Source organism: Vibrio sp. K4 (genome assembly GCF_051122595.1).
Taxonomy (GTDB): domain Bacteria; phylum Pseudomonadota; class Gammaproteobacteria; order Enterobacterales; family Vibrionaceae; genus Vibrio; species Vibrio owensii.
In genome coordinates, this window is sequence record NZ_CP178579.1 from 46,612 (window position 1) to 72,232 (window position 25,621).

Below are 25,621 nucleotides of genomic sequence, written 5' to 3' on the forward strand. Positions count from 1 at the left end.
TCGGCACATCTATCTTTGTTTGTGATATATCAAATGTGTTAAAGCAAAAACTTAAAAGTATTTGACTCTTGTTTTTTCTTTGGTGGTTCAAGGAGGTAGGAGGGCGATGCGATATCTCCCGCCGTGATTGCTTCAACTAAATGAGCGTATTCCATGTCATCACGTCGTTTTTTTACAGAGATAGCGTTCGACGTCACCATTCCTCTGGATGGTGGCGCCGGACGCAACAACATGATCGCCTCAACGGCTTTGTCTATGTCTTCTTTAGTCATAACAATGTCTTTCGTTGCTAATTTTTCCTTACTCTAAGAAATCGATAATTCCGTTTTTATCTATGTCTCTATATGTATCCCGTATATTAGCTTTACCGTCATCAATATAAGTCTCATCTAAGTAGCTAGTCGGAGATAGGCTATTTCCTTGTGTGGGAGCTTGATGCATTCTTTCAAATGAATCACTAACAAGATCGGCATCTGAATCATCTAACGCTGCATTTAAGCAAGTAAAATCCTCGTATTTTAGTGAGTCTGGTGAACTTTCTGTAATATCACAAGATTCACGTTCCTCTATGTTACTTAAACCATCATTATCAATGTCGGCGATAGGGAATAAAAAACCATTGTCGATAAATTTATCTATTGGATAAAAATTAGCTGTCGTACTGCCTTTGGCTTTGATGCTTCCATTGTTAGAAAAAAGAAGCAGTTGATTGCTTCTTATCAAAACAGGGGACTCTGATAAGGTTGGAAAATTCGGTTTACCCACAATAAAACCATCCACTTTTACTCCTTGTACAAAATCCCATGCTCCGTCTGTTTTTTCTAATAAAAACGCGTTACGACCTATATAAAAAGGATTTTCGTTTGCATATGTCCCAGCACCAATAGTGTATTCACTAATAATGGATTTAGCTGATAACGTAGTGTTTGTATAGCCTGTAAAATCAACAATCGCGACTTTGGAATCAGATGCTCTAATAATCGCGAGAGCATCGCTAGAAGTCGTATAATAGGCTACATCATTTTTTTGTTCATCTGTTAATAAATCAAAGTTAACGGTAATGTCAGTTAATGGACTTGTGCTATTTATAGCAATCTTGTGTTCGTAGCTTAATCCGTCCAATTTTCCGGAAGCTGTTTGATAGGCAGCGAAGCTACCACCAAGTTTTATGTTAATGATCTCATCATCAACATATTGATATTTATTTTTGTAGTTATCTATGACATACAATCTATTAAATCCGGAAAATAGGTCACTCTTATTAGTTAAAATTGCAGTGGTATGGTGGGATGTTAATATTTTTTTTATAGAAATTCTATTTGTTATTAAATAATCGATCACTTCATTGGGAGTATCTGTCAACTTAATCAATTCTCCCATGCTGTTCTGTACTACTATGGTATTATCATCTATTTGGCTCGTTGTGGATAATATAGCGCCGCTAGATGGTTTTACTGAGTATTGTTCATATTCTTGTTTGCTACCATTCCATACGAAAACAATAACCGAATTATCTTCTTTTTGTGCGACGAAATTGTAGCTACCTATCATTATTACAGAAGAGTATTCGCCAGAAATAGCGTTGATCGCTTCTTCTATTTTTCGATAAAATTCGCTGGTATGTCGAGTGTTTGGTGAAGAAAAACCTTCTAATGTCCCATCGCCACGTACTACAACTGTTGTTGTTGTTGCTGGCAGCCCCAATCGCTTACTGTTATATACTGGCGCCGTGGTAAAGGATTTGAAATCAGGAAATACTTTCCAGTAACGATCAGTATATTCGGAGTTCGTCCCTATTAAGGAAAAAATTAATAAGCTATTGTCTGATAAATGTAGAGCTAATGCCCAATTGTTTGCAGGATAAATATCTCTGACGGTCAGTCCTTTAGATGTTATGTATGGCTCTATCGTTTCTTTATAAAAAGATACGGCCCCTGGCGCGGTAGAATACACCCCAAGTACATTACCATCGAACAACTTTCCCAAACCATATTGAGTAAATATGACCTTACCTCCTAAAGTATGCCCCACGTTTAACGTCAGCTCACCCGATGCTACCCCGTCTTTGTTGTGGTCATATATGACATAATTAATTTTCTTTTCTCCGAAAGTATCACTTTTAAATTTAAATTTTGTATTATTAACGTCAAGAGTGTCGGACAGCTCAATAAAGGCATTTGTTGTGTAAGCAGCAACTAACTGAAGTGAGTCCCCATCGACATCGTCAATTAATGAGCTTCCTTCAAAATCGGTAATATCGATTTCTATTTCATTTCCTGCTGGAATTAAGATTGAATATGTCGCATCAGAAGCTGATGGGGGATTATTAGTAGTCCCTGATACATCAATAATTAACGTGCCGTTGTAGATAATGTCGTCACTTTTGTCATCAGGTGTGTTTTGATCATCCAATATATGAAAATAGGCCAATGAGCTCCCCGTCGCGACGGCGTCATAAGTGACATCCCCAGACTCTGTAATTATCGGAACGCCGGTGCCGTAAGCTGCAATGGCTTCCGAGAATAATGGGTGTGTCATCAACGTTAATTCTGTGCTAAACTCGTCGGCTAAACTGAATGTTAACGTTTCTCCTAATGTTGTTGATTTTGAAACAGAGGGAAGAACTGTACTCAGTGTGGATATGCCTGACGAAGCCTTTTGAGTTCTATTTGATTGACTGGCACTGAAAGTAACTCGCCCCATTCCCTCTGTTGAAGCGATGCCATCGGTGACGGTATAGCGATAAACACAGGTCTTCGCTGTTTTGGGAGATACCGCGAATTGAAGTCTTTTTGGATCAGAGCTTAAAATCTGACAATGAGCGTCTTTGCTTAAAGCTGCTATCTCAGTTATTGATAAAGACTTATTTTCCATTGATGACACAAAAGTTGAAAAATTGACGTTTAATGCATCAATGCCCGTGTTGATATCAAATGTTAAATGAAAATCAGCCGCCCGAATGCTCTTTGAGCTTGGCGGAATGGTTGGTGGCGTGACTTCTGTATCGCCGCCACCCGAACCACCTGAGTTATCATTGTTAGGTGCGCTGTCTCCACCGCACCCTGCCAATGCCAATAGCATTGAATATAAAATTACTTTTAACCAAAACATCGTTTATTCCTCCACCTTCACAACGTGATACCGAATGTCGACTCGACGGTTTTGAGTTCGACCAATGTGGGTATCGTTGGAAGCAATAGGCTCTTCTTCACCTCGCCCTTGAGCCAAAATGTTGTTCTCTGGTATGCCTTTTAATACCATGAAATCTTTAATGGCGACGGCGCGGCGAAGCGAGAGCGCCATGTTGTACGCTGCGCTACCTGTGCTGTCTGTGTGTCCGACAACAATGATTTGTTGAGTGGTGCCGATGTCGTCAATCGCGCGCAGCAATGCTTCGTTGACTTGCACTTCATCACTATCAAATTTAAAGAGGGTTTCTGCATCTATCGATACCACTACTTCTTTCAATTCAGGCTCCGGCGGCGGGGTCGGTTTTACGATAGGTGGAAGTGGCTCAGGCTCATCAACACCAAAGATATAGCGCCCGCCCACCGTGAATTCATACAAGTCACTTTCCACGTCAGGAATGTCATCAATCCAACGATATCCCACATCCAAAAGCCAATTTGGGGACAGTCGATAGTTCACCCCAGTACCCGCACTTGGTGTCCAATTGTCGTCATTCAAAGACATGCCGAGTTTGAAGTACAACCCTGCTTTGTCTGAAAGCGCGTAGCGGGTGAGTAAGTAATTAGACCAAGCGTCTACCGTCTTATCCCCGTTAGCGGTTGGCATTTGCCCTAAATAGCTGTAATCGGTTTCAAGAGCCAAGTAAGGAGTAATGTTCACACCAAGAACCAGTCCCCCAGTGGCACTTGTTGGGTGGTCGTCGCCATCAAGATAAATAGAATCAGTATCAATGACACTCGCACCGATATTGCCGCCAGCATAAAAGGTCCCCGTATCTTGGGGTTGAGAATAAACTGCGGTACTCAACAATGTGGTGATGATAGACAGTGTTAGTTTTGGGGGCATTATAAAATTACCTCTAGCATGAGTGTGAACGAGTCGCGATAAGTTCCCTCAACCACGTCCTCTGCTTTTACGTCTTTGTAAGAAATATTTAAGTCAAAAGAGACGCTTTTTCCGGTTTCTTCGATTTTTATCCAAGATTCAGGGTGTTGAAGAAGACCATCTTCAACAAGTAGCGCTCCTGGGGTGCATTTGTTGCAGGAAACGGAGTATGGAACGGCTTTTGCGCTGCCGATGCGTGCCATGGGCTTTAACGTATAGTCGTTATCGTCTTTACCTGTGAAGCGGAACCGTATGCCAGTTTCAAAGGCGCCTGAAGCGGTGACTTTGTACCCCGTCTCCCCTTCGGCGGTATGATTGTATGTATCGTATTTAGGAACAATGTGACCAGTACCTAAGACGGTGATATTGCTGATATAGCTGCCGATGTGGCGAAGCTGCACCGAAAACGTCACGGGGATGTTGCGATAGGTCAGTGCTCCATCGCTCGCGTTAACATAAAACCCATATCGCAAAATGCCAGATATGACACCGCTGTAAGTGCCGGTTGGCTTCCCTTCAAATGCCTGGATGAGTGCTGAGCGTTCTAGTTTTAGAATAGGTTGATATTGATTGAACGGCTCAACCGCACTTTTGTATTTTGCGCTTTTGCTCGCCACACAAAAATTGCCACCTCGGTCAATCACGGTGGTTTGAGCACCGAGAATGGATTCGGAGCAAATAGGAGCAACGGGAGGCACGGTGTCCTCTGTAAAACCACCTGCTAATTGGTACGTTACCCCCGCTAGTACAGCGGGAACCGAAATGACCTCACCGGTTTCTGAAGTGAGCGTTAACGTTTTGCTCGTTGACGTGCTGAACGTTCCCGGAAACCATTGCGTTGTACGAGGAAGTCCGCCGATACGGTCAAATTGGGTTGATACCAAGAATTCACCGTTATCGCTACCACTGAACCATTGCAAGCGGTCTCCTGAAATCTTGCCGGTGACCGCAGCGGAAAAAGCAAAGGGAGAAGACAATAAAACACCACACAACACGGTGCGTGCCAGCTTATTCATCATCGGCTCCTTACTGTGCGCTCTTCTCGCACCGTTTCATCGTGATTGAGAATGATAACTTCAAGATTTGACTTGCGAAGCTCTGGCGGCAATAGAAGTTGGCGGTCGCGTCCGGCAATCACGGAATAGGTGATGCGGCAACGTTTATATTTATCTTCTTGAAGTGCTTTAAGTTCCTCTGTGGTTTTACCTTGGCACTGATCGATAACTAAATTGATGATGGTGTTTCCAGTGTTGTTCACTCTGAGGTTTTTACCGTCATAGTCGAGTTGGTATTCAACGCGACTTGTTTTTGCTGGAATGACATAGTAAGGAGCAAAGCCAAACATCATATTGACCTTACTTTGTTTTTCGTTTTCCAGTTCATAAGCCACAGGCTCAATGTTGATTTGATAAACGCGGTCTCGGTCATCACCACAGCGTGAGCCGCAGATTTCTTCGACCATCAACTCTTTTATCATGCGAGGTTCAACCACGAGTTTAGAAGGCTTTAGTGCGATATCCCATTGTTGTAGGTTGTCTCGTGTGTAAGGCGTTTTGGTGATTTGATTATTACGCACTTCAACCTTTGACACGCTGGTTTTTAAAAAGTAGGTAATGTCGTCTGAGTTGGAGAGAGTGAAAATCCCCGCTTTCCCCTCAAGTGCTTCGGAATTAACGAGCATTAGGTCATTAATGGACATTGCTTGGGTCGACACAGACGCCAGTAACGCACTCATTGCCGTGATTAACTTCAATTTCATCTTCATCTTATTTATCTCCAAAGAACCCAGCGTTCTGATTCAAGCGTACGTATCGCGTAGCGCCAAAGCAGCTCTAGCTGTGTGGTTTGTGCCGTTGTTAGCATTTGGTCTGATTTTGCGTATAAATAGTGGCGAGAATTGACTCGGCGACTAATGGCTTCAAGCCCCGCAGCATTGATTTCATTGGCGGCTATTTGCAATGAAGACTGGTCTGAATACATGCCTACGAAGTAATAGTTGTCATCACCAATCGTGGCACTTTGCAGAGAGGCCAGTTGTATCGAATCGTTATCAATGCCAGGCAAGCAGTAGTTAATGCCAAGATTGACGATTTTGGATGTTTTTCGATCAAGTGTCGGCGTTAAACAAGTCTGAGCGTTTGACACTAACTGGTAGTCCGCTCCGACAACGACAGAGACCTTAAACACGCCATCGGTGAGTTTTTCGACTTCAATGCACCCATCACCAACACATTTGATGTCCTCTATATGATTGGATTGAATGTCTTCGAAAGACGTAATGAAGGTTTTTATTTTGGTTAAATCGACGTTCAACGAAATAACGCTTCCTGGGAAGGCGTACTCTTGGTTTTCACTGCTTCCATTCACTACGTAGTTCGAAGAACTCGTATCGAGTCTGACTCGATAGTGGTCGTAATTTTCAACGGCAATCACCGACTGCGAGGAATCTAAGTTCTTGTTGTTGTGGTAATCTCCGTTGCGAGCAATAGTCAACAAGCCAACGTGAGAGTCGGAGTCGCCTTCATTATCGGCATCGACTACGACGTAAGCATCGCTCTTTTTCGATGAAAAATAGAGTGCATCACCATCAAAAATTTGACTTGACGATATCCCCATATTGAAACTTCTTGTACCGTCTGTTTTCGCGTAAGCGTAAGTGTCAGCAACAAAACCATCCCCTGTATAACCTCCGCTAAATGAGGTGTCAGTGGTGACGTTTCTAAATCCATCATTTCCGTTGTACGCGATGCCCATTTCGGTGTCGGCGTAGTAGCGATCCCCGGAAACACTTTTGGCAACACTATTGCGAAACTCATCCAGTCCTCTTTTGCTGATCGACGTTGATGAATAACCGGTCCACTCAGAACCAAGAGGAACACGCCACAGGAGGTTGGCATACCACTCGTCGTTATCGTAGAACTCGTCATCACCGCCTTGCCAAGTTACAGACAAATCAAGCGTGGAATCGACAATGAAAGGACGTGAATACCCGGCCGTTAAACTCCAATAACTGGACTGGTCGTTAAATTGCTCACCGAGCAAGGTGTCTTCTTCTGCGCTGTTATCAATGTACATGAGATAACCATTACCACCGGCGATATTGATGCCTGTGCTGGCGGTAAAGCGTTGATATCCGGTATTGCCGAGTAGATAGTTATTGAGGGCGTAATCCTCATTTGACAGTGAGTAGTCTTCGTATCCCAAACTCAGCCCCAGCAACGTTCCGTTGACAGACCAAAATTGTCCGTCATTGTCAAAGCGGGCGTATTTAGCAGTAGCACTGGCGTACGTGCCAATGTCTTGCGTGAGCACGCCTTCAATAAGAGAGTGTTCTTGAGTCACGACAGAGCGAGCGCCAATCGCCGTGTTGTCTAGAAGCTGGTAATTGACACGACCATCAACAAACTCACTGGCGTCTAACTCAAGCTCGTCAAAATCAGAGTCATCATCATAACGAGAATTGAATTGGCCAGCAGTGAGGGCGTAGTCCCACTCGCCTTTGCCAAGCGAAAACAACGCTGTATTGTAAATTTGTCGTTGTTCACGCAATATTTCACGCCCTTGAGAGAGTACGACTATCGTGGCAAGATAGTTTCCTGAAGGAAGACTGCTGTAGTTTATCTTTTGTTGACCCGCTGACACATTTTTACCAAACACCAGCTGGTCATTTCGGTAGACTTCAATGCGTCCTTGACCGGGCAGGACATAAGTCAAACTGCGATTGGCCTTCTCACCACCATCGATTAAGTTTCGTGATGAAGAGAGCGTCACCGCATCGAGGGGGTGAGAGCTGGTTAAATCAAGCGTCCCTGTGGTATTTTGGGCATATCCGTATTCATAGTGACCAACTTGAAGGCGCTGTTTGCTCCATTCGTAATTGTAAGCCAACTCATCAATACTGACGTCATCATCCGTATTGGCATAGATTTTTGATGTGATGCTACCGTATGGCAAGCCCACGATAGACTCGTTGCGTAATGTTAGACTGGCATCGCCATCTTGATAGGCGTTCACATCCAAGTCGATATGGTTAATCAAGCCCGGTGCGTTATTTCGAGAGTCGTGAGGCGCGTTTTTTTTCGTTTGTTCTTTTAGAGCGCGTGCATTGACAAACAAAATGACATTTTGATGTTCATAGTCGTAAGCAAACGTAAAATACTCGGGAATTAATTGGCATTTCGAGACCACTCCTGTACATAGTGGGTCGTTACTGACGCCTTCTTTCATAGATGCGACAATGTCGTCAATGGCCGATTCAACAACGCCTTGTTGTGTTAGAAATTGTTTTAATGCCCCTTGAGCTTTGGGTTGCAACTGGGCAGAAAAAGGCGTAGATACCATCGAAAATCGTTGCGATGTATCGAGTCCGCTTATTTGAAATGAAACAAGCACGGGCTTTTCATCAAACAAGGTTTGAAATTCGTCGGGAATAACGATGTCATTCTTTGCCTCAGCCGTCATTCCAGCGAAGGATTGACTAAATACAAGCCCCCCTAGTATCAACGTTTGCATTTTCATATGCCCAGCTCCATTTGCATTCGAACCACGCCGACACATTTTGTGTCAACCCCCAGCTCGACCGGAGCAAATTTCAAAGTCACTTCATGCTCGGCATAGAGTCCAGTACGCCCCGCCTCTTGAAAGCTAAGCGCTCCTCCACCGATATCGACGCCCGCCTCAGACACTTCTTCTAAGGTGCCGTCAACGTTAACAAAGACAGAGGCGAAATCTTTAGAGCCGAGCTCCCCTCCTCCCGTTCTGCAACTTGATTGATTAATCGCCATGGTCAAATGATAAGTCTCACTGTCGATATCTGACGCGGGTAGGTTGGTTACTATTTGTAATAAATCGGTAATTGGCCTAAAAGAACGAGACGCCATATCAAACTCCAATTCCCACTCTCCTTTTACGAAAGAAAATTCAAGAATTTCTCTGTCGTAAAAAGCATCTTGATCAAATGAGGTATCAACACTAAAGGTTTTATAGATAGGGGGGGCAGGATTGATCTCAACAGAGCGCGCGCTACTGACGAAAAAAAACAAGACAAAAGCGATAGCTAACGAAATTCGCATCAATACACCCTTTATTTTGGTACGAAGAAAACGCCCTAATAAAAGGGCGTTTGAGTTAACGCAGAAGAAACCAGTAATTAAATGCCGTTAGAGGCCATGATTGCCGCGTTAACAGTGTAACGAGTACCAGGGGCTGGTAGTGTCGTTGCTGCCGTTGTGTTTGCGGTCGTAAATACTGGTTTGCCACTTACAACAACCTCTGATGAACCTTCTACCATTGCTTTGCCATCCATTAGGATTTTACCTGTAGCTGCCAGCTCAGGGTTCTCACGACCACCAATATTGAAGTTGGCGCTGCTTAATTGCCAAGTAGAATTAATAATCAAGTCGCCAATCGCATCAGCGCCTTCTCCGAGAACGTAGCTGCCACCATCAGCAACACAATCAACAGAACCAGTACCATCAACTGTGCCATCCGATTTTGTACAGTTGCGGTAGTGCAACTCTAGAGGGATGGATGATGATTCAAAAGTACCATCGTAACCAGTTGCACCTTTCAGGAAGTGAATATCACCACCTTTCAATGCCTCTGTTAGCGAAGTGCCGCCTTGGCTGGTCAAAATGACGCCGTTATCGCTAAATTCCATTGGCACTTTTCCACTCCAGTGGATTTCAGTTCCTGCAGTTTGAGTTTCTGAATCTGGAGCAGCGGCAAAAGCCGAAGCACTAACGATAGCCATTACTGCAATAGAAGAAGCTTTCAGGGTAAATTTCATAAGTTTTCTCTTATCAATGTTGAATGAAGCACGGCCGAGCCTATATTAAGGGGCGTGCAGGACTCTCCTTGTTGGTTTTCATGCATCTTGCACATTGCTCTTTTTGGGATGCAATACCGGAAAAAGGGCAAAATTAGTAAGAAGGAAGTCAAGACTTCTTTCCTACTTCCCGTTATAAGCTTGCATTAACCCATAAGGTTACAGGCGATTAGGCTGACAAACTTATAGATTAAGTATTGGTCAATTTGAATAAAATGCAAAATACGAGAGTGAAAAACAAAGAGTTCGTTAAATCGGCGCGTATGGTCATAAAAACATCTTAATTATATGTCAATAAACTGTCAGGTAGAACGTCAGTTTTTTGTTTTCAGAATTTTCCTACAAAAAGGGGGGCTAAATCAATAACTTAGGAGTGCGTTGTGTGAACGGAACCGTATATTCAATCTGACAAATACCAGCTCCTAACTGTCGATTGACTTGTTCCTGATGTTGCGCTGAACGATTCAGATAATGTTCTGTCATGGCGAGGTTCCCTTTCCCATGCCCAATCCATACCGAGGCGGTGAATACGTCTTTTGTTATGCTCACGACACGTTGCACCGCAAACTTACGACAAGAATGTAATCCAACTCGGATGCCTTTGAGTTTTTTCTCAAGTTTTTCTCTAATTTGACAACAAATGTGATAGACCATTTGTCTCGATACGGGGGCGTCGCTTTTTGCCTTACGACTGCCAAGTTCTTCACGAGCAAAAAGGTATTGCCAATTTTGTTGACAACTTCGTTCGTAACGTCGCTTTAAAATATCTCGAGCTTTAGGATGTTGAGAAAGGTCGATGATGCGCCCCGCAGGTGCTTGTTTGGTTGCGAGTTGGCGAAAGTGAGGGAGATGGCGTTGACGATAGCGCTGATAAAAGGTGAAAAAAGAGGAAGCAACGCCGTATTCATGAGCCAGTTCTTCAAGTCCTTCTTTGGTGTTGGCAAGACGAACAATTAAACCGATGTTTTTGTCACGAATATGCTCTCGCAACCATCGTCACCCAATGCTGAGCCAGTGAGCATCAAATTGTTGATGAGCGCGACAAGTAATGAAGCTGCGAATATTTTTACTGTCTATTAAACAGAGAGTTTGGGTATGCCAGTCAATATGGTGTTGCTTGAGCTCTCGACATTCACTGTTGCGTAAACCGAGAGTGGCACAAAGGTAGAACATGTCATACCAAAAGACGCCTCGCTCCCGAGCATGCACAAGAAAAGAGGGCATTACCTTTGGGGGAATGGCGTCGACGGTACGAGAATGGTTTTTCATAAGTTGTACTCCTGTTTCCATTGAGAAAAAAGAGGGCAAAGTAACAAGATTGTTAAAAATGGAATCTTGCTTGTTAAAGAATAGTCGCATCGTTCACGTTTTTATGGTTTTTTAGCGAAAGAAATGAGCCAATTTCCTGTTTTTTTTGTTGGTGTTCGTCATCTTTTCTATACTGGCTACTGGGTGAATTGTCATTATAAGTGATGAAATGAGACGAATAATTGGACTTGTTTTGTATTTGTTATGGGGCGTGAATGAAGTGAAAGCGCAAGATGTTGAATGGATAAAAAGTCGTTTGTTAATGACGCACGATTTTTATAACCGAATCATTTACACTCGTGACATCAAACTGTGGGGGCAAAAAGATTACTGGGCGACACCGGAAGAAACATTGCGACGATTTAAAGGCGATTGTGAAGATATTGCGATAGCGAAGTACTTCTCGTTACTTAGGCAAGGAATGCCATCAAACCGGTTGCGTCTCGCGTATTTATTATTGCCATCCACTACGCCTAAAATCTACCATCTAGTATTGGAATACCATCATGATGATGGACGAATTTATGTTTTGGATAATCGCTATAGTCAAATCCATTTAGCGGATGAGGTTCATGACGCTCAAACCGTGGTGGTTTTTGATTTACACAACATGTGGATTGATGGCCATTTAATAGGGGATAGTCAAGAACGGATGGGGAAATGGGCTGCTTTGTTAGAGCGCCATCGAAGTCAGACAGCGGCGACATTAGAAAAACAACGAGTATCACATATTTTATATATTTTGGATCAAAAATATTTGATTTAATATAAAATTTTCCTTGAAATAGCCCTATAGTATATTCGTGATTTTGCTTTACGGAGACAGCATATAGCTCAACGCTATTGCGTGTTGCCCCCCAAGTAAACGTCCATTCATCCCGTATTTGAGCATTTTTTATTCTGTGGATACAGAAAACCACGGGTTTACCCGTGGATGAATGCCTTTGGAGACGGTACGATGGCTAAATGCAATATTACACCTCGTCCCATAGTGTTTATTACACTAAATATCACATAGTTTGGGTGACTAAGTACCGTCGGAAAATCCTGAACCCTGGTATGTGCAGCTACCTACGAAAGATTATGCCAAAGTTACTGCGAAGTTTACCTGGCGTTGAGATCGAGACGATAGGCTTTGATGAAGATCATCTGCATATGATGATGCTTATCCCACCGAAGTACAGTATTTCAGACGTCATGGGTAAACTAAAAAGCCAATCGTCGCACCACATGCGAAAAACGTTCAGTTGGCTAAGTAAGGTTTACTGGAAAGAGAACATTGTTTGGTCGCCAGGTTACTTTGTCAGTAGCGTAGGCGTGAATGAACAGGTAATAGCGAATTACGTTAGGCATCAGGGCGAAAAGGATTCTGGTCAACTCCGCATGGAGTTGTAACAGTAAGTACCCCGTGCATGCACGTATCTACAAGATAAATCATTCTTATCAAGTATTTGCTTTACTTTTTCCAGCATTGCGAATCACCCTTAAGCAATTTGTTAGTCCATACGCCACTTCGATTTTTACTCCCCAAGATATTGAAAGCAGGAATTATATGAAAGGCTTTGAACACTGAAGTGAGACAGGCAGCTGCAAAACTTTACCGCCATTGAGATACGAAAGTTAGCTAGTAGGAAGACGCTCAGACCTCCCCGAATTTCACTAGCTTCAAATCGACGATAGCACCAAGGAAAAACAAGAACCATTTAGAAAAAAACGTGAAATCAAAGCGAATACAGTGCATATAGTGGGGCATTTCCTTCTTCCTTCAGGTGTGCCCAAAAAAAAGGTTCATCGCCTTTCAAATCGTAAACTTAACCCGCTGACCTTTATGCTAAATTACGGATAAAATACGTGAAAAATACGTAAAAATTACGTACTCTAATCTTGACTCGCATATCATTATTGCACTAATATTTAGTCAAACGATGCAGCAGACATTGTTCAGACTGAATAGCTCTCGCTTGATTTTTGAATGATGACATCGCGTAACCTGATTGATTACTTTAGTCTTGAGGGTCGAGGCAGTGTCCGGTAATGATGTTCTGAATTGAACTTATATGATAAGTTCACGAGGCTCCCTAGATGGAGCCTTTGTTATTTCTGGGGTAAGGAAAAACCGACATCAATGGCGAAAAAGCAATTATTCAACCTTCCTGATCGTGCTGTTCAGCAGTGGAAATCGTTCAAAGTTGATGAGCAGGAATTTGACTTATCCCACCTAGATGCTCTTAAAATTACATTTACTCACCCAAAACGTAACGAGAGCTACACCCTCTTCTTTACTTTATCGCATCATACGTTCACTCGAAGTATTCGCGACGGCGAAGTAGTGGCAAAAGAACAGCTGTATCCATATCAACCGGACTTGCGTGTTTTCGATGAGACTCGATATATGCTATCCCGCCACTTACCACAAATTATCGAGACGTTACCAGATCAGTTCTGCTATCACGGAGGTTACACGCGTTACTGCAGTTGTATGTTGAAAGACGATGAAGGTAATGACGTTAACTACCAAGTTGTTTATCGCGCTTGGAAAGAGCGTGGTAAGATGCGCTTCCATGTTGAAAGTGCATATCCGTTAGATGTGCGACCAAGTAGGCCAAAGAAAGTGGATTTTTGGGTCATTTGCCACAACCTTCTTCGCAATAAGCCGATGCCAAAGCCGGTAGCTTAATCACTAAAATCAACGCATAGTAAAAGAGCCATACGAGCAGAATCATGCTTAAATGCTTTGTTAGGCAAATTATCGAAGTTGACTCCAATCGAAAACCTCAGTAATTCTGTAGGTACACTCTGATGTTCCGCTACGATCAGTATCAGTACGAGTGATGTACTCACCTATTTGAATCTTTCTTTGAAACAAGTTCACTGTTGATGTAGCGTTCCCTTCACCTGCTCCCCAATGAAGTAACCCTTCTTTATCTTTGGGTATAATATAAATAGGCCACTTGTCTCCGCCATCAATCGTGTAACCAAAACTCTCCATCGGACGTGCGGAACTATCAGTATTTACAAATAAGTCAACAACTAGCACATCTTCTGTTTCCACCGAATCTTCTACACATACTGCTTTTATTCTAGAAAAACTCATTTTTGCCTAACGCCCTGTTAAGGGGTGAGCACTGCGATAAACACTTAATTGTTGTTGCGTTACAAGGTTTTGAAGACGATATTGATGGTAAAGAATTAATTAAGCTGTATTACATATGTAATACATAGATCTCTCTAGAGGGCTCTATGTCTCTGCCTGAACTTATAATCCTAACTTAACGTCATTCAAAACTTCAAATGTGTCGCGTTCAGTTGTTATAAGATCCCCGTGAACTTCGAGTTTTACGTCTCCGCTGATGTTGTACGTTGTTGAGCAACCAGCTAGCAGTAGTGCAGTCAGGAGAGCTCCAATGAAATGAAAGTTTTTGTTCATTATTTTTTTATTAAACGTAATAAGTGTATTCGACGTTTGCAAATTTTTCTGAAGATAGAATTTTGGACATAAAAAAGCCGCTATCGAGCCTGTCTCTTGATCACAAGTCTAGTGATCAAGAGACATTGCGAGTTCGTAGCCTTCAAGGATGGTTTGTAATTTAAACCATCCTTCCCAAAGCACCTTTATTGAAGCTCTCCCCGTCCTCTTGGTATCTTTCCAACCGCCTAATTTAGCGAGATTTTTGTACGCCCAGCCCATATCGGGCACTTCTTTAGGTAACGTCTTACTTTCTAGTTTCAACCACAGTAGCTTCCAAGCTTTTTGGCCCAATACCTTTTCACAACTTTCTTTCGTTAGCTCATCAACTTCTTTAATGAAGCGTAACGCCAATAAACGCGTAGCAACAAAAGCATAGATGACACTTAATCTCTCTAAGTTATCTTTACTTTGTAGCCTGAGTGATTCCACATCTGTCCCTTCACTTTTCCAGACTTTATGGAAATCTTCAATCAGCCATCGACGCTCGTAATAACCGATAATTCTCATGGCGTCTTCAACGTTGTTTATTGGCTCCGACGTCAAGAGGTGCCATGCTAACTTGTCTTTTGATGTCCCTTGCTCAAGACAACCAACATAATAAACAGGTATGCCTGCATGCTCTTTTTTGTTTGCCGGAGCCTTTAATGTCACCTGACCATATTTAACATCAAGCTTTACATCTCTCGCTTTTCTTCCTCCTTTTTGGGGGATGGTAAGCGCTTTTGTCTTGACGCTTGGTAACGCTTGCGCATAGTCGTAAAGCTTTTGAGCATGCTCTTCTAGACAACGACTTTGCATTGAGCGAACGACAAAACGCTGCTGATGTTGACGCTTATAAGTTAAGTATTCGAAGAGGTCTGCTTCTCGGTCACAGACCGAGATAACATCTAACATTTTATCCCCTAGGCGTTCAACGACACGACGAGAAGCTTGCTCCCATTTGTAACTCTCTTTCTCCTTATAAGGGCGAGTCGCGTGTTGGTGCTTTTGCCCACGCTTGGTAATATCTCGGCTCCATCGCTGCTGCTCTATCAGACCAACAATGGTTTGGTTTTGTGGTGCAAAAAGTAACGTCGAATGTACGTGGAGAGCTCGAGTTCTATCGCCTTGATTAGTATGCCCGAGTTCTTCTTTGATACTTCGATGCGGAAAGCTGAGCGTTGTTGTATCTTCAAGCGCGAGTAATTCCTTATGCTCGTTAGCTCGAGATACCGTTGATTGAAAACCTGCTTCAGCGATGTCTTTTGCATCGATGTTATCATTGCGGATAAAGCGATATGCACCTTCCATATCGGCGGGAGAAAAAGGAAGTTTAGCCACGGAGACTCCTGGTTGATTAGCAATAGAAGTCGCTAAACTGATGAGGCGTTGTGTTCTTCGAGGGTCTTTAAGTTGTGCTTGTCCAAATTGTTCTTGTGCCCAAAGTTTAGCGTCTGAGTGTGTCATCTTAGTGTTTCAGTAAGGATTACTAAGTGATCAGATCACACACACTTGAAAGAGTTCAAAAAAAATCCCCAAGCTACAAGCTTGGGGATTTGTGTATAAGAGACAGCTATCGAGCGGCCTTTTGTTTTCTGAACGTTATTTGTGGATTAAGCAGTAATCGACCAACATCGATTGTAGGTTTTGCTTATCCCGTACCAACGCGAGAGCTGCGACGGTGTCAATGTGCTCATGATATTCATAGAGCAACTTGAAACCATCAAAGCTGAATTGGCGAATATTGTATACGCCAAGAGTTGTTAACTCGTGGCAAGGAGGGTGCATTTCTGGATTATCAGTAATGTTACTCTCAAATTTCTCTACAAGGGTTTCAATCCTCTCGACCACAACATCCTCTTCACTCCAGAGTGATAGGTAGTTGATTTGGTCGTCTGTCATATTTTCAAATGCTTCGGTGTATACAATATTGGTGCTCATTAAGTCCCTCTTATTTGGATTTTCGAGCCGCCAATCTCTCCTTAAATTTGTCTGAGCTGGTTGTTCGTCCAGCAGTCATATCTTCACGTCCAAAACTGACCAGCTTCATCAAAGCAATAGCCTGATCGCGTCTTTGGCGCTCTTCATATGACTCCACAACATAAATCGGCTTGCCGTTTTGTGTGATGGTCATAGCATCATCTAAAGGAAGATCAGCAGCGTGTTTTTTCAAAAAGCTTACTGTCTCTGTACGCATGTAACGTTTGTCCTTACCCATTTTTCGAGGTTTTCTTTCATTGCCAATATTAGTGAGGAGAACCATCACTTGATGGTTAATATACGTGCAAATTAATAATGGGTCAAATTTAGCTTAAATTTAGATCACCTAAGCGTTATCATTTTTAGGGTACTAGACTTTTTGTGGTGGTGTCGGTGCGCTTGTCTATAGTGGAGGGCATTTTCTGGTGGTGATTATGCCTATTATGGTAAATAGCTAAATTTAGGGTGGCTTTTGTTAGTTTGGATGCTTCCTGCGCAAAAACATGGCAAAAGTCACTCTTTCCTCTCCTGATTTCTATCGAATCCTTCCTGAAAGTTAATTACAGTTTCTTGCCAAATGTTAAACGCTTGTAATGCGTTTTCATTTCAGCCTGTTTTTGATACCAAAGACGCAAAAGATCACTTTTTATGTTTGAGTGATCTCTATAAACAAAATCATATTGCCACGTGTGGCAATACAGGGCGCAATGCTGCCCTACGGCTTCGCCTACCCGCTAGACAACCACTAAAGAGAATCTGTGAATGAAAGGGTTTGGGTGAGTTGTTGCATAATGACCTGAAATGGACTCCATTATATTAGGAGTCGGTTATATTTTTTTGAATTCAAGCTATTCTCAATAGGTGTTAGATACCGCCGATACTTTCATACGCTTGTTTTGACATGAAATTAAAGTTTTTGGTGCTAAAGTAAACGGTAATATCTTTTTCCTTCAATAGAACATCTTTAGATTCGTCTTTGAATTGTGCCATCAGATATTGAGCACCTTCATCTGTTTTAGGGAACGTAAGCGCAATGTTTTTATCAATACATTGGTGTTTCATCTGAACTTTTATTCCATTGAAATAAATTGATAGCGCATCGTCACTGTGATTCTGGTAGGCAAAGCAATCTTCATCTACTGTTTCAAACCCAATTCGTTGTTGTTTGTTTTTAGTAAAATAAATTTCTGCCCAGATATCAACCGACTGTTCATAAACAAAACCAGAATCATAACTGAAGCCTAATATCCCTTGAACAAGGAATTTTCCTGTTTCGCTCAGGTACCATTTAGTACTTTCATCTGCTATGAGTTGGGGAGTGTTTGGTTCAGTTTGATGTTGAATAGTTTGACAAGCTGTTAAAGAGAATAAGCTTAGCGAATTTGCTAGTATTTTTTTTATCTTCATTACCGAAATGTTCCATCTTTACTCAAAAATAGAATAGCATGTAGGACAAGGCATTTATCTTTATTCTAGTGCGTCCATAAATGAATTTTATTTCCCATTTTTGAGATTTTGTTGGTGTAATCTTATCTGCGGATAAAATTTAAGGTTTCGTAAATTTGTGGACAATCCGACAAGTCGGAACGCGAAGCTTTGACCACAGATTTACGTTAGTGGTCGCCTTGAACTATCATTTTTGGATTTTAGATTATTCTGTGAATTAGCCGCTGCAGAAGGGAGATTGCAGCACAAAATAATGACCGGTTCGTGTGGCCAAGCCCGAATTTATGACCTGAAAGTGGACTGAACTAGAATTTCATGCTGTTGCCAGTTAGCCAACAATGCACATGAGTTTTCGAGGCCGAAGGCTTATGCTCGAAAGTGATTGTGTAGTGCTTGGCGTTTTCCCCTCATTTATTCATGGCTGATTTTACGCGCTTGACGGTTGAACGTCCTTTACCTGTAAATTCTGCGGTTTGGTTGATAGAGCGCCCACGTTCTAAGCTAGTGACTATATCTGAGTGTTTAACCAGAAAGTCGTCAGTGCTGACCGTAGTTCCTTTAGGCCGACCAAACTTACCGCTTTCGCGTTGGGTTATCTCGATGCCACGCTTAGATGCTGCGAGGCGTTTTTCTTCATACTTCCATCGTCCAGTAACAATAAATCGTTCCGCTTTGTTGAAGGGTTCTAGGTTGTTCGTCAGCTTGGTAAATTCCGCTTTCAATCGCTTCAATGATTTGTCATCAAGTACCAGGTATTCCGTGTGTGATCCAATGTTAGCTAACCGATTGTTGTAACGGTGAAAAACATATTTTTCAACGTGACCAGAATTTGCAACTTTGCGCAAAATAGTGCTTTTTACCACGGCTTTGCCTGTGGCTTTTTCTAGATCGAGTACCGTTTCTTTTAAGCGTTGTTCTGGCTCTCTCGATGTTCTCCCAACTTTGTGAATAACGCTGTTATCCTCTAGTTGGTACTCAAACAGATACAGTGACGCTTTGAGAATGGCTTGCTGACGATGCGCTTCTATTTCGAGCCATGCTCGATGTCGAGTCCCTTGTTCAATGGCTTCGCGCAATGTGTGAACGCGCATTTGTAAACTGTTACGCATCCACTGGCTAAACCCTAGTAACGGTAAACTGCCAAGGATGGTTCTCGCCGTATCGGTAAAGATGAGGTTATCTGTCCAGTCGTCACGGCTAAACAGCTCTTGTTGGGCTGTACGTGTAAAGCGATGCAATCCAGACTTCCAGTGTTGAAACACGTTTGGCGACTTGCTATCCGCTTGATAGCCGTCCTTTAAAGCGTTGATGATCTCTAGCGAATAGTTGAGGTGAAAGTGATGCCATGCGGGGATTTGCGGGATCTCATTCAAAGACTCTTTGCACGTCTCACCATCATGTCGAAAGTGAGCCGCCTTAGTTTTGCCTTTTACAGCGATTAACGGACAGTGACAGAAAGGACAGTTCAAGTGGCCTTTTCCTGATTTCTGCGAGTCGATGTGATGAAAGTTGCCTTGTGTATCTTTGCCAAGGCTTAAATATACAGACATATAGCACCATACTTTTTTGAACCTAGTTTGATTGTAGTTTATATGGGTTCAAATAAGTGTGCAAGTTTTGACCTTGTTTCTAGTGGTCGCGTTTTCCCTCAAAGCCCTTTGAATTCTAGCGCTGTCATCGTGTTTAAAGAGTTTTTCGCTTATCCATGTGTGTATATCAGGAAATTTAAAATTTATACATACACTTGGCTTTGTTGCGTAATTCGATGGAACTAAATCAAGAAACTACGATCTGAGCGGCTACGCCCATCAATCGTCGTAGCCTCATGCCTAAACCTCGTTACAAAACAACTAACTGGAAGCAGTACAATAAATCCTTAATCAACCGTGGTTCTCTGACCTTTTGGATTGATGAGGAAGCGATAGCTGAGTGGAAGCAAAACAAACAAGGCAAGCGTGGTAGACCTCGCCGATTCAGCGACTTAGCCATTACTACCGCACTGATGGTGAAACGCGTTTTCTCTATGCCCTTGAGAGCGCTGCAAGGTTTTCTAGACTCCGTATTTAAGCTGGCTAACATCCCGCTTGTTTGCCCGCACTACACCTGTATAAGCCGCCGAGCTAAGGAAGTTGAAGTTTCATTTAAAACCAAAACCAGAGGAGCAATACAACATCTGGCCATTGATGCCACTGGCCTCAAGGTTTATGGCGAAGGTGAATGGAAGGTCAAGAAGCATGGAACTGATGGGAAGCGAAGAGTCTGGCGTAAGCTGCATATCGCGGTAGATACAAGCACCCACGAAATAGTCGCAGCAGAGCTGAGCTTATCTAACGTAACTGATGCCGAAGTGCTCCCCAACTTACTCAAGCAAACACGTCGTAAAATCATTGAGATATCAGGCGATGGCGCTTATGACACAAGGAATTGCCATGATGCCATACGGATCAAGCGAGCTGTTCCGCTCATCCCGCCAAGAGAAGGAGCAGCCTTCTGGGAACAAGGGCATCCTCGTAACTTAGCGGTAGGTTGCCAGAAGCTCTACGGCTCCAACAAGAAGTGGAAAAAGCGGTATGGCTATCATAAGCGCTCTCTGTCAGAGACCGCAATGTACCGAGTAAAACAGTTGCTAGGTGGGAAATTAAGTCTAAGAAATTACAACGCTCAGGTTGGCGAGACTTACGCCATGATCAAAGCACTGAACAAACTTACAGGGCTTGGTATGCCTGAAACTCAGTATATTGTATAACAGTCGCTCAACTTTAGGAGGTTTGGTTTCTCGTCTGAATTACGCAACAAAGCCGTATGCTTCTGCTATGGCCTTTGAAGGGTATAAAAAACAAGTTCAGGAAATAGATTCTGATTTGGAAAAACGTCTGCTTGACCTATCTGTTGAAAATATGGGGATGAATCCGATCAGACTATTTGATAAAACCGTCAAATGTAGTCCGGTAAACGATGTTATCCATGGAGTAGCAGAAGCTACAAAAAACCTCAAAGATGCAGTCATTCCTAAGAAGGGTAGCTAATGGGATTACCTACTTTAATCGAAGACGAAGACAAAACTTGGATTTTTAAAGTCATTACCCAAACACCAGAGCCAGAGCTTAACGCTTGTCTAATGGGCTTCTTTTTGGGGAGTGGAATGACGACATTAGAAATATGTCGCATCCAAGTTCGAGATATCCTTAAGAAGAACGGGCAGTTAACAAAATGCTTTGCAGTTAAAGGTGATGTGAAGCGAGACTTCTACCTGTCCAACATTAAGCTACAGAACCTGATCAAAAACTACATCGAAAAGCGTAAAAAGGATGGCGATCATCCCGACCTTTACAATGGCTTTGATGCTGATGCGCCGTTCTTCAAACGAAGCAATGGCAACCATTTTAAAATTAAGCGTAGAAACACAGAGAAAGGAAATACAACTTACCACTGCAATGCTCTAAACAACCACATAAAACGACTGTTAGCAGATTCTGGCATCGAGCAACCTAGTATTCTAAGCGGTAGACGCACGTTCGCGGTGCGCTTAAAGCGGCAAGGCGTGGATACGCCGACTATCCACCTTATGCTTGGCAATAAGACTCTAGAAACCACATTGAGACTAATTGAAACAGATACCGTGAGTATGCTGGCAATTGCTGATATGGCTTTTTAAAATGGGATAGACATATATGACAGGTGTGTGGGGTGTTATTGTGCGCCACAAACAAGTGAGCCACCCTCGAAAGGGTGGCTCTTAAACTCGCTACCTGTTGTCAATACTGTTTCCAGCGGAAGAGGACAGGGCTATCACAACAAAAGGCTATGCCTCAGTTGCAGTAAATATACATAATAATTTCATTGAGGGCAAATATTTTGGATTTGGAAGAGATCAAGCAAGGACTTTCTACAGAAAAACTGGAAACCTATCGTCAGGTGCTCGACTGTAAATCTGATAGTGAGTTAATCGCCGTCTATATGGCGATGCAAAGTATAATGTCTCAGTTTTTCTCAGTAGTTCAGCTACTTGAAGTGACGTTGAGAAATTCAATTCATAAATCAGCAACAGAATGCTTTGAAGATGATGAATGGTATAAGCGCATCCCTATAAGCCAAGAGTCAAAGAGACAGGTCGATTTTGCAGAACAGCAATGTTTGGATGATGTTGGTGCTCGATACACTAGTAACGATTTAGTTTCTCGCCTACCTTTCGGCTTTTGGGTACACATGCTTCATAGAGACTACAACAATCCACGTGATAAAGAACATAACCTTTGGCAGACTCAACTAGATAAGTGTTTCCCTAACGCAAAAGCACAGAATGTAAAACTCAACACCCTATTCCAAACAATGGGTTCTCTTAACAAATTTAGAAACAGACTATTTCACCATGAACCTGCATGGAAAGGTCGACACACCAAAAACAGGTCTGATGCAGTTAAATACCTAATAAAAATGTTTAACGAGCACATGGATGCTATTGGTTTACTATCAACATCAAAGCGAGAGCTGATTGTTGTGTTAGGGTTTGAAGAACGGTTCACGCAAGAATGCGATATTAAAAGTCTAGAGCGTTTTGAGTCGATACTAAGTCCAGGCGTGAAGTGATACAAATATCCAACTAGACATATATAGCAGGTAAAACTATTACAGAGTTTCAACGCATTGCTAATGCAAAAGGTTGGAAATTTGAAGACATAGCCAAACGTTGGGGCAAGTCCGAACGCCAGTTATCACGGATAGCAAAGGCGGGTGAACAGCGTGACTTAGACGCTGTGAATGGCTTGCCAAACAAAGACAACGAACATAAGGGGTAACATCATGGGTAGAGCAAAACCAGTCACTATTGCAGGGCGTTTATTTGAAAAACAAGGGGATGCAGTAAGCTATTTTACAGAACAAAAGGAAGAAAGGTTAGCAAGTGGTCTAATTCAAGAGGGAGAGCTATACGATGCCCTTAAGGATGTATACGAGCGATACTGTGACAACTCCCCAGGTTACGAACTAAATGGCCGATTGATCACTGCATTCAGTGTCGCCTATGAGAAACGTCAAAACAACGGAGTGTGGGCTACACATGCTTGTTATAAAGTGCATTTTAGCAATGATGAAATTAGGCCGTTCTCAATTGCAAAAGCTGTTAGCTCTGTAGCTAGTAACTCTTAAGGGGAAAATCCATTCTCTTTTTATAAAAAATCGGTAACTCATGCTTGCCATAGTGTGTGTGAATATTTTTCTAACGAGCTTAATGGGCAACAAAAGTTACATTCAATTGATGACTTAAAAGTATTCGTTAATTACATTGAATTGGTCATAAGAATTACTTTAAAGGATAGTAAACCTCGGCCTTCTGTAGCATTACTTTAGTCTGTAAATAAGGTTATGTGGTTGGGTGGGCGAGAATGTGTGCTTGGTGTGTCTCTGAGTTCCATTCTTTCATTTCCACCTTTCTTCCTTGCTACGTTTAGCATCAGCTTCTTTGGTTATATAAGGGATAAGGCGGTAGCTTTGAATGATTGATTAAGGGGTGAACATTTGTAATACTGTTTTACGCTGCATATCGTATGTAGTGGGCTACCTCAGTAGCGACAACCAGATTCATTGGTTCACTAATCAATTCAACCCCATAGGGAAACGTCCCTATGGGCGTTTCTCCTTAATAGTAAAAGGAGACTATCATTGGATAATGAGATGGAAACCGTACAGATACCTGCTGAAAAATTAGTTGATGCTTTGCTTCATATGAAGCAGTTTGAGCACCATTATGCGACTCAGGAATCAGTCGATAATCTGAAAGAATCCGTTCGAGAATTTAAGTCGGACACAAATAAGCGTTTTGAGAAGCTGGAAAGTAAGTTAGATCGCTTACAATGGTTAATCGTTTCCTTATCTGTGACGCTTTTCTTTAAAGAGCAGATCCTTTCATTGTTCATGTAGTTCAAATTTTTTACGATAACGGTACTACCGTGTCTTTGTCAGCTCGTCTGGCAAAGGCTAGGCGAACTAGACATCCACTTGTTTAATTCAGGATGTTCGTTATGCGTCACCAATCTTTATCGAAGTTGTGTTTGATAGAAGCATCAGGTCAGTTTTTGACTGATTTCTTTCCTTTTAAATTATTGGATTCTCGCCGTGATAAATTGGCTTGGATACAAGAACATAAATGGGAAGTGGTTGAAAATGAACCGGATGAATGTGTGCTGAATTTTATTGAAAATTTAGCTATGCGCTTGGAAGCTTTTGTACAAATTCAACTTGCAAACCAGCAAGTCAAAATTTATAGCAAAGAAGTCGAAGTTTTACTGCTTCGTCGCTATTGTATTGGCTTGCAAGATATTGGCTTTGATTCTGAGTCGGTTGATTTAGACGAAGACCCAGAAACATATGTTGATAGAATCGCATTGAAGTACGATCTATCTGAGCTCCGGTAAATCAGGCATTTGCGTTTACTCATTTAGAAGAATACGTAGAAGATGAAAGCCAATTAAAAGCAGCATAAACTCTTTTATTGCATTAAATAGCCCGATAACATCAACATGTTATCGGGTTTTTGCTATCTGGAGGATGTATGACGAAACGCATTATGGCCACGAAGACCGGTGAGTTTATGTATGATGATGGACAGGAACCGACGCATTTAAATCGGCGTTCCAAAGCGCCGTATATGCGTCCTACGATGAGTATATGGCGGATCTCTATTGGATGAGCAAAAATGAAGACTTCAGATTTGCATTGGTCTATGAAACGGCAAGCCGTTTTCCTCGTCGTTACCCAGAAGAACGTCAGCAGGTTCTCATCAATAAAATTCATGCACAGCGACGTTTCCAGGAGCATCTTGAAAAAGGAGGGACCGCTTTTGATATCGGTGGCTCTCTTTCTGGTCTGCTCAATAAAAAAGCCCATCATTAAGTTGACGGGCTTTTTTTTACTCCGATATAATGACCGCACAGCGCATAAGACGTTGTAAATCTTGGCGAAGGCAACCATTCATAATCGAGTGGTGTCAGAGCCCAAGATTATGATTGATAGCCTCGCTTGTTGTCAATCCATCAATTCAAAGGTGATCATCATGATTACTGCTTCAATAGTTCCTGAGCAGGAACGTCTGAATTTTTATCCATCCATTACCCAACAGTTCGTTTTCCTTGAAAACTCGATCTACCGTTTTTCAAAGGAATTTCTGAAAGAGTACCACGGGGCCTATTGGGAATTTGTGACGTTAGATAACGGGGGTAAGTTCGCTTATCCAGTTATGAATACGCAAGTCACACTCGATAACCCTCACAACTACTCGTCGGGTTCGTTTTCGCAAGAAGCGGCAGGGATGTGTATTTGGCTTATCGCATTGAGTTTTTGTGCGATCGTTGCGTTTGAAAAAGGCGACTTTGCCGAAATGGAAAATTTCAGTTACCACCAGGTGCGTCTCATGGAATACGCCAGAGAACATTCTGAGTGGGATAACATTGCTCGTGTCATTGATTAATCATGACATAACACCAACCAGCTAGAGCGTTTACGCTTTGCACTAACCACAGGAGAAGTCCTGTGGGGCTTCTTCT

27 protein-coding genes are annotated in these 25,621 nt (G+C 42.4%); 12 read left to right on the top strand and 15 right to left on the bottom strand.

Going from position 1 to position 25,621, the window contains the following annotated elements; translation table 11 throughout:
* Positions 1-38 precede the first annotated feature (38 nt).
* The 9 genes from ACLIIY_RS28510 to ACLIIY_RS28550 all read right to left on the bottom strand — a co-directional run bounded on the left by ACLIIY_RS28510 (position 39) and on the right by ACLIIY_RS28550 (position 10,891).
* Positions 39-272, bottom strand: coding sequence for a hypothetical protein (locus tag ACLIIY_RS28510; protein WP_102591250.1), 234 nt, complete (start codon positions 270-272; stop codon positions 39-41).
* 28 nt (positions 273-300) lie between these two features.
* On the bottom strand, positions 301-3,111 hold the full coding sequence (locus ACLIIY_RS28515) for a hypothetical protein (RefSeq protein ID WP_434529540.1): 2,811 nt from the start codon (positions 3,109-3,111) through the stop codon (positions 301-303).
* A gap of 3 nt (positions 3,112-3,114) precedes the next feature.
* Positions 3,115-4,035 (bottom strand): OmpA family protein, encoded by a 921-nt coding sequence (locus ACLIIY_RS28520; protein ID WP_025499516.1) that lies wholly within the window; start codon positions 4,033-4,035, stop codon positions 3,115-3,117.
* Positions 4,035-5,090 (bottom strand): hypothetical protein, encoded by a 1,056-nt coding sequence (locus ACLIIY_RS28525; RefSeq protein WP_025499517.1) that lies wholly within the window; start codon positions 5,088-5,090, stop codon positions 4,035-4,037. The genes ACLIIY_RS28520 and ACLIIY_RS28525 overlap by 1 nt, the downstream gene beginning before the upstream one ends.
* Entirely contained in the window at positions 5,090-5,839 is a 750-nt protein-coding gene (locus ACLIIY_RS28530) for a hypothetical protein (protein WP_025499518.1), read from the bottom strand. Before ACLIIY_RS28530 ends, ACLIIY_RS28525 begins: the two co-directional genes overlap by 1 nt.
* A gap of 5 nt (positions 5,840-5,844) precedes the next feature.
* Entirely contained in the window at positions 5,845-8,592 is a 2,748-nt protein-coding gene (locus tag ACLIIY_RS28535) for a TcfC E-set like domain-containing protein (RefSeq protein ID WP_025499519.1), read from the bottom strand.
* Positions 8,589-9,146 carry a hypothetical protein gene (locus tag ACLIIY_RS28540; protein WP_024699780.1) on the bottom strand — a complete coding sequence of 186 codons (558 nt, stop codon included), beginning with the start codon at positions 9,144-9,146 and terminating at the stop codon, positions 8,589-8,591. Before ACLIIY_RS28540 ends, ACLIIY_RS28535 begins: the two co-directional genes overlap by 4 nt.
* Positions 9,147-9,223: 77 nt before the next feature.
* On the bottom strand, positions 9,224-9,862 hold the full coding sequence (locus ACLIIY_RS28545; protein ID WP_434529541.1) for a hypothetical protein: 639 nt from the start codon (positions 9,860-9,862) through the stop codon (positions 9,224-9,226).
* Between the two features lie 393 nt (positions 9,863-10,255).
* Positions 10,256-10,891, bottom strand: a complete 636-nt coding sequence (locus ACLIIY_RS28550) for a hypothetical protein (protein WP_024699778.1) — start codon at positions 10,889-10,891, stop codon at positions 10,256-10,258.
* Between the two features lie 487 nt (positions 10,892-11,378).
* On the opposite strand from ACLIIY_RS28550, the gene ACLIIY_RS28555 reads away from it, so the two are divergent.
* The 3 genes from ACLIIY_RS28555 to ACLIIY_RS28565 all read left to right on the top strand — a co-directional run bounded on the left by ACLIIY_RS28555 (position 11,379) and on the right by ACLIIY_RS28565 (position 13,886).
* Entirely contained in the window at positions 11,379-11,975 is a 597-nt protein-coding gene (locus ACLIIY_RS28555; RefSeq protein ID WP_024699776.1) for a transglutaminase-like cysteine peptidase, read from the top strand.
* Positions 11,976-12,175: 200 nt separating this feature from the next.
* Positions 12,176-12,604 (top strand): IS200/IS605 family transposase, encoded by a 429-nt coding sequence (tnpA, locus tag ACLIIY_RS28560; RefSeq protein WP_024699775.1) that lies wholly within the window; start codon positions 12,176-12,178, stop codon positions 12,602-12,604.
* A gap of 730 nt (positions 12,605-13,334) precedes the next feature.
* Positions 13,335-13,886, top strand: coding sequence for a heat-shock protein (locus tag ACLIIY_RS28565; protein WP_024699774.1), 552 nt, complete (start codon positions 13,335-13,337; stop codon positions 13,884-13,886).
* Positions 13,887-13,955: 69 nt separating this feature from the next.
* On the opposite strand, the gene ACLIIY_RS28570 is transcribed toward ACLIIY_RS28565, so the two are convergent.
* From ACLIIY_RS28570 to ACLIIY_RS28595, 6 genes are all read right to left on the bottom strand, one after another.
* On the bottom strand, positions 13,956-14,303 hold the full coding sequence (locus ACLIIY_RS28570; protein WP_024699773.1) for a hypothetical protein: 348 nt from the start codon (positions 14,301-14,303) through the stop codon (positions 13,956-13,958).
* Between the two features lie 441 nt (positions 14,304-14,744).
* Positions 14,745-16,124 (bottom strand): IS4 family transposase, encoded by a 1,380-nt coding sequence (locus ACLIIY_RS28575; RefSeq protein ID WP_024699725.1) that lies wholly within the window; start codon positions 16,122-16,124, stop codon positions 14,745-14,747.
* Between the two features lie 135 nt (positions 16,125-16,259).
* Positions 16,260-16,598, bottom strand: a complete 339-nt coding sequence (locus ACLIIY_RS28580; RefSeq protein WP_024700504.1) for a type II toxin-antitoxin system RelE/ParE family toxin — start codon at positions 16,596-16,598, stop codon at positions 16,260-16,262.
* A 10-nt stretch (positions 16,599-16,608) separates the two neighbouring features.
* Entirely contained in the window at positions 16,609-16,854 is a 246-nt protein-coding gene (locus tag ACLIIY_RS28585; RefSeq protein ID WP_021018379.1) for a prevent-host-death protein, read from the bottom strand.
* A gap of 647 nt (positions 16,855-17,501) precedes the next feature.
* A complete protein-coding gene (locus ACLIIY_RS28590) occupies positions 17,502-18,044 on the bottom strand; it encodes a hypothetical protein (RefSeq protein ID WP_031501830.1) in 543 nt (180 codons plus the stop codon).
* 446 nt (positions 18,045-18,490) lie between these two features.
* Positions 18,491-19,633 (bottom strand): GIY-YIG nuclease family protein, encoded by a 1,143-nt coding sequence (locus tag ACLIIY_RS28595; protein WP_031501828.1) that lies wholly within the window; start codon positions 19,631-19,633, stop codon positions 18,491-18,493.
* 275 nt (positions 19,634-19,908) lie between these two features.
* On the opposite strand from ACLIIY_RS28595, the gene ACLIIY_RS28600 reads away from it, so the two are divergent.
* From ACLIIY_RS28600 to ACLIIY_RS28640, 9 genes are all read left to right on the top strand, one after another.
* Positions 19,909-20,829, top strand: a complete 921-nt coding sequence (locus ACLIIY_RS28600; protein WP_010446562.1) for an IS5-like element ISVa2 family transposase — start codon at positions 19,909-19,911, stop codon at positions 20,827-20,829.
* The gene (locus tag ACLIIY_RS28605) at positions 20,822-21,109 is read left to right on the top strand and encodes a hypothetical protein (RefSeq protein WP_434529542.1); all 288 of its coding nucleotides are present in this window, start codon (positions 20,822-20,824) and stop codon (positions 21,107-21,109) included. Before ACLIIY_RS28600 ends, ACLIIY_RS28605 begins: the two co-directional genes overlap by 8 nt.
* Positions 21,109-21,738, top strand: coding sequence for a site-specific integrase (locus ACLIIY_RS28610; RefSeq protein ID WP_031501824.1), 630 nt, complete (start codon positions 21,109-21,111; stop codon positions 21,736-21,738). The genes ACLIIY_RS28605 and ACLIIY_RS28610 overlap by 1 nt, the downstream gene beginning before the upstream one ends.
* Before the next feature lie 200 nt (positions 21,739-21,938).
* Positions 21,939-22,670 (top strand): Abi family protein, encoded by a 732-nt coding sequence (locus ACLIIY_RS28615; protein WP_031501823.1) that lies wholly within the window; start codon positions 21,939-21,941, stop codon positions 22,668-22,670.
* Between the two features lie 213 nt (positions 22,671-22,883).
* Positions 22,884-23,228 carry a hypothetical protein gene (locus tag ACLIIY_RS28620; protein WP_031501822.1) on the top strand — a complete coding sequence of 115 codons (345 nt, stop codon included), beginning with the start codon at positions 22,884-22,886 and terminating at the stop codon, positions 23,226-23,228.
* 513 nt (positions 23,229-23,741) lie between these two features.
* The gene (locus tag ACLIIY_RS28625) at positions 23,742-23,999 is read left to right on the top strand and encodes a hypothetical protein (protein WP_017449219.1); all 258 of its coding nucleotides are present in this window, start codon (positions 23,742-23,744) and stop codon (positions 23,997-23,999) included.
* Positions 24,000-24,100: 101 nt separating this feature from the next.
* A complete protein-coding gene (locus tag ACLIIY_RS28630) occupies positions 24,101-24,493 on the top strand; it encodes a hypothetical protein (RefSeq protein WP_031501819.1) in 393 nt (130 codons plus the stop codon).
* A gap of 253 nt (positions 24,494-24,746) precedes the next feature.
* Positions 24,747-24,971 (top strand): hypothetical protein, encoded by a 225-nt coding sequence (locus ACLIIY_RS28635; RefSeq protein WP_031501818.1) that lies wholly within the window; start codon positions 24,747-24,749, stop codon positions 24,969-24,971.
* Positions 24,972-25,131: 160 nt separating this feature from the next.
* Positions 25,132-25,545: an antirestriction protein gene (locus ACLIIY_RS28640; protein WP_017449216.1), complete on the top strand. Its 414-nt coding sequence runs from the start codon at positions 25,132-25,134 to the stop codon at positions 25,543-25,545.
* The last annotated feature ends 76 nt before the right edge of the window (positions 25,546-25,621 follow it).

Bases quoted from the DNA above. Each gene is read 5' to 3' on its own strand.
- ACLIIY_RS28585 (WP_021018379.1), bottom strand. From the start codon at position 16,854: ATGCGTACAGAGACAGTAAGCTTTTTGAAAAAACACGCTGCTGATCTT.
- tnpA (WP_024699775.1), top strand. From the start codon at position 12,176: ATGCAATATTACACCTCGTCCCATAGTGTTTATTACACTAAATATCAC.
- ACLIIY_RS28635 (WP_031501818.1), top strand. From the start codon at position 24,747: ATGGCGGATCTCTATTGGATGAGCAAAAATGAAGACTTCAGATTTGCA.
- ACLIIY_RS28595 (WP_031501828.1), bottom strand. From the start codon at position 19,633: ATGTCTGTATATTTAAGCCTTGGCAAAGATACACAAGGCAACTTTCAT.
- ACLIIY_RS28535 (WP_025499519.1), bottom strand. From the start codon at position 8,592: ATGAAAATGCAAACGTTGATACTAGGGGGGCTTGTATTTAGTCAATCC.
- ACLIIY_RS28525 (WP_025499517.1), bottom strand. From the start codon at position 5,090: ATGAATAAGCTGGCACGCACCGTGTTGTGTGGTGTTTTATTGTCTTCT.
- ACLIIY_RS28555 (WP_024699776.1), top strand. From the start codon at position 11,379: ATGAGACGAATAATTGGACTTGTTTTGTATTTGTTATGGGGCGTGAAT.
- ACLIIY_RS28610 (WP_031501824.1), top strand. From the start codon at position 21,109: ATGGGATTACCTACTTTAATCGAAGACGAAGACAAAACTTGGATTTTT.
- ACLIIY_RS28620 (WP_031501822.1), top strand. From the start codon at position 22,884: ATGGGTAGAGCAAAACCAGTCACTATTGCAGGGCGTTTATTTGAAAAA.
- ACLIIY_RS28515 (WP_434529540.1), bottom strand. From the start codon at position 3,111: ATGTTTTGGTTAAAAGTAATTTTATATTCAATGCTATTGGCATTGGCA.
- ACLIIY_RS28510 (WP_102591250.1), bottom strand. From the start codon at position 272: ATGACTAAAGAAGACATAGACAAAGCCGTTGAGGCGATCATGTTGTTG.
- ACLIIY_RS28640 (WP_017449216.1), top strand. From the start codon at position 25,132: ATGATTACTGCTTCAATAGTTCCTGAGCAGGAACGTCTGAATTTTTAT.
- ACLIIY_RS28565 (WP_024699774.1), top strand. From the start codon at position 13,335: ATGGCGAAAAAGCAATTATTCAACCTTCCTGATCGTGCTGTTCAGCAG.
- ACLIIY_RS28580 (WP_024700504.1), bottom strand. From the start codon at position 16,598: ATGAGCACCAATATTGTATACACCGAAGCATTTGAAAATATGACAGAC.
- ACLIIY_RS28575 (WP_024699725.1), bottom strand. From the start codon at position 16,124: ATGACACACTCAGACGCTAAACTTTGGGCACAAGAACAATTTGGACAA.
- ACLIIY_RS28545 (WP_434529541.1), bottom strand. From the start codon at position 9,862: ATGAAATTTACCCTGAAAGCTTCTTCTATTGCAGTAATGGCTATCGTT.
- ACLIIY_RS28570 (WP_024699773.1), bottom strand. From the start codon at position 14,303: ATGAGTTTTTCTAGAATAAAAGCAGTATGTGTAGAAGATTCGGTGGAA.
- ACLIIY_RS28540 (WP_024699780.1), bottom strand. From the start codon at position 9,146: ATGCGAATTTCGTTAGCTATCGCTTTTGTCTTGTTTTTTTTCGTCAGT.
- ACLIIY_RS28520 (WP_025499516.1), bottom strand. From the start codon at position 4,035: ATGCCCCCAAAACTAACACTGTCTATCATCACCACATTGTTGAGTACC.
- ACLIIY_RS28530 (WP_025499518.1), bottom strand. From the start codon at position 5,839: ATGAAGATGAAATTGAAGTTAATCACGGCAATGAGTGCGTTACTGGCG.
- ACLIIY_RS28590 (WP_031501830.1), bottom strand. From the start codon at position 18,044: ATGAAGATAAAAAAAATACTAGCAAATTCGCTAAGCTTATTCTCTTTA.
- ACLIIY_RS28600 (WP_010446562.1), top strand. From the start codon at position 19,909: ATGCCTAAACCTCGTTACAAAACAACTAACTGGAAGCAGTACAATAAA.
- ACLIIY_RS28630 (WP_031501819.1), top strand. From the start codon at position 24,101: ATGCGTCACCAATCTTTATCGAAGTTGTGTTTGATAGAAGCATCAGGT.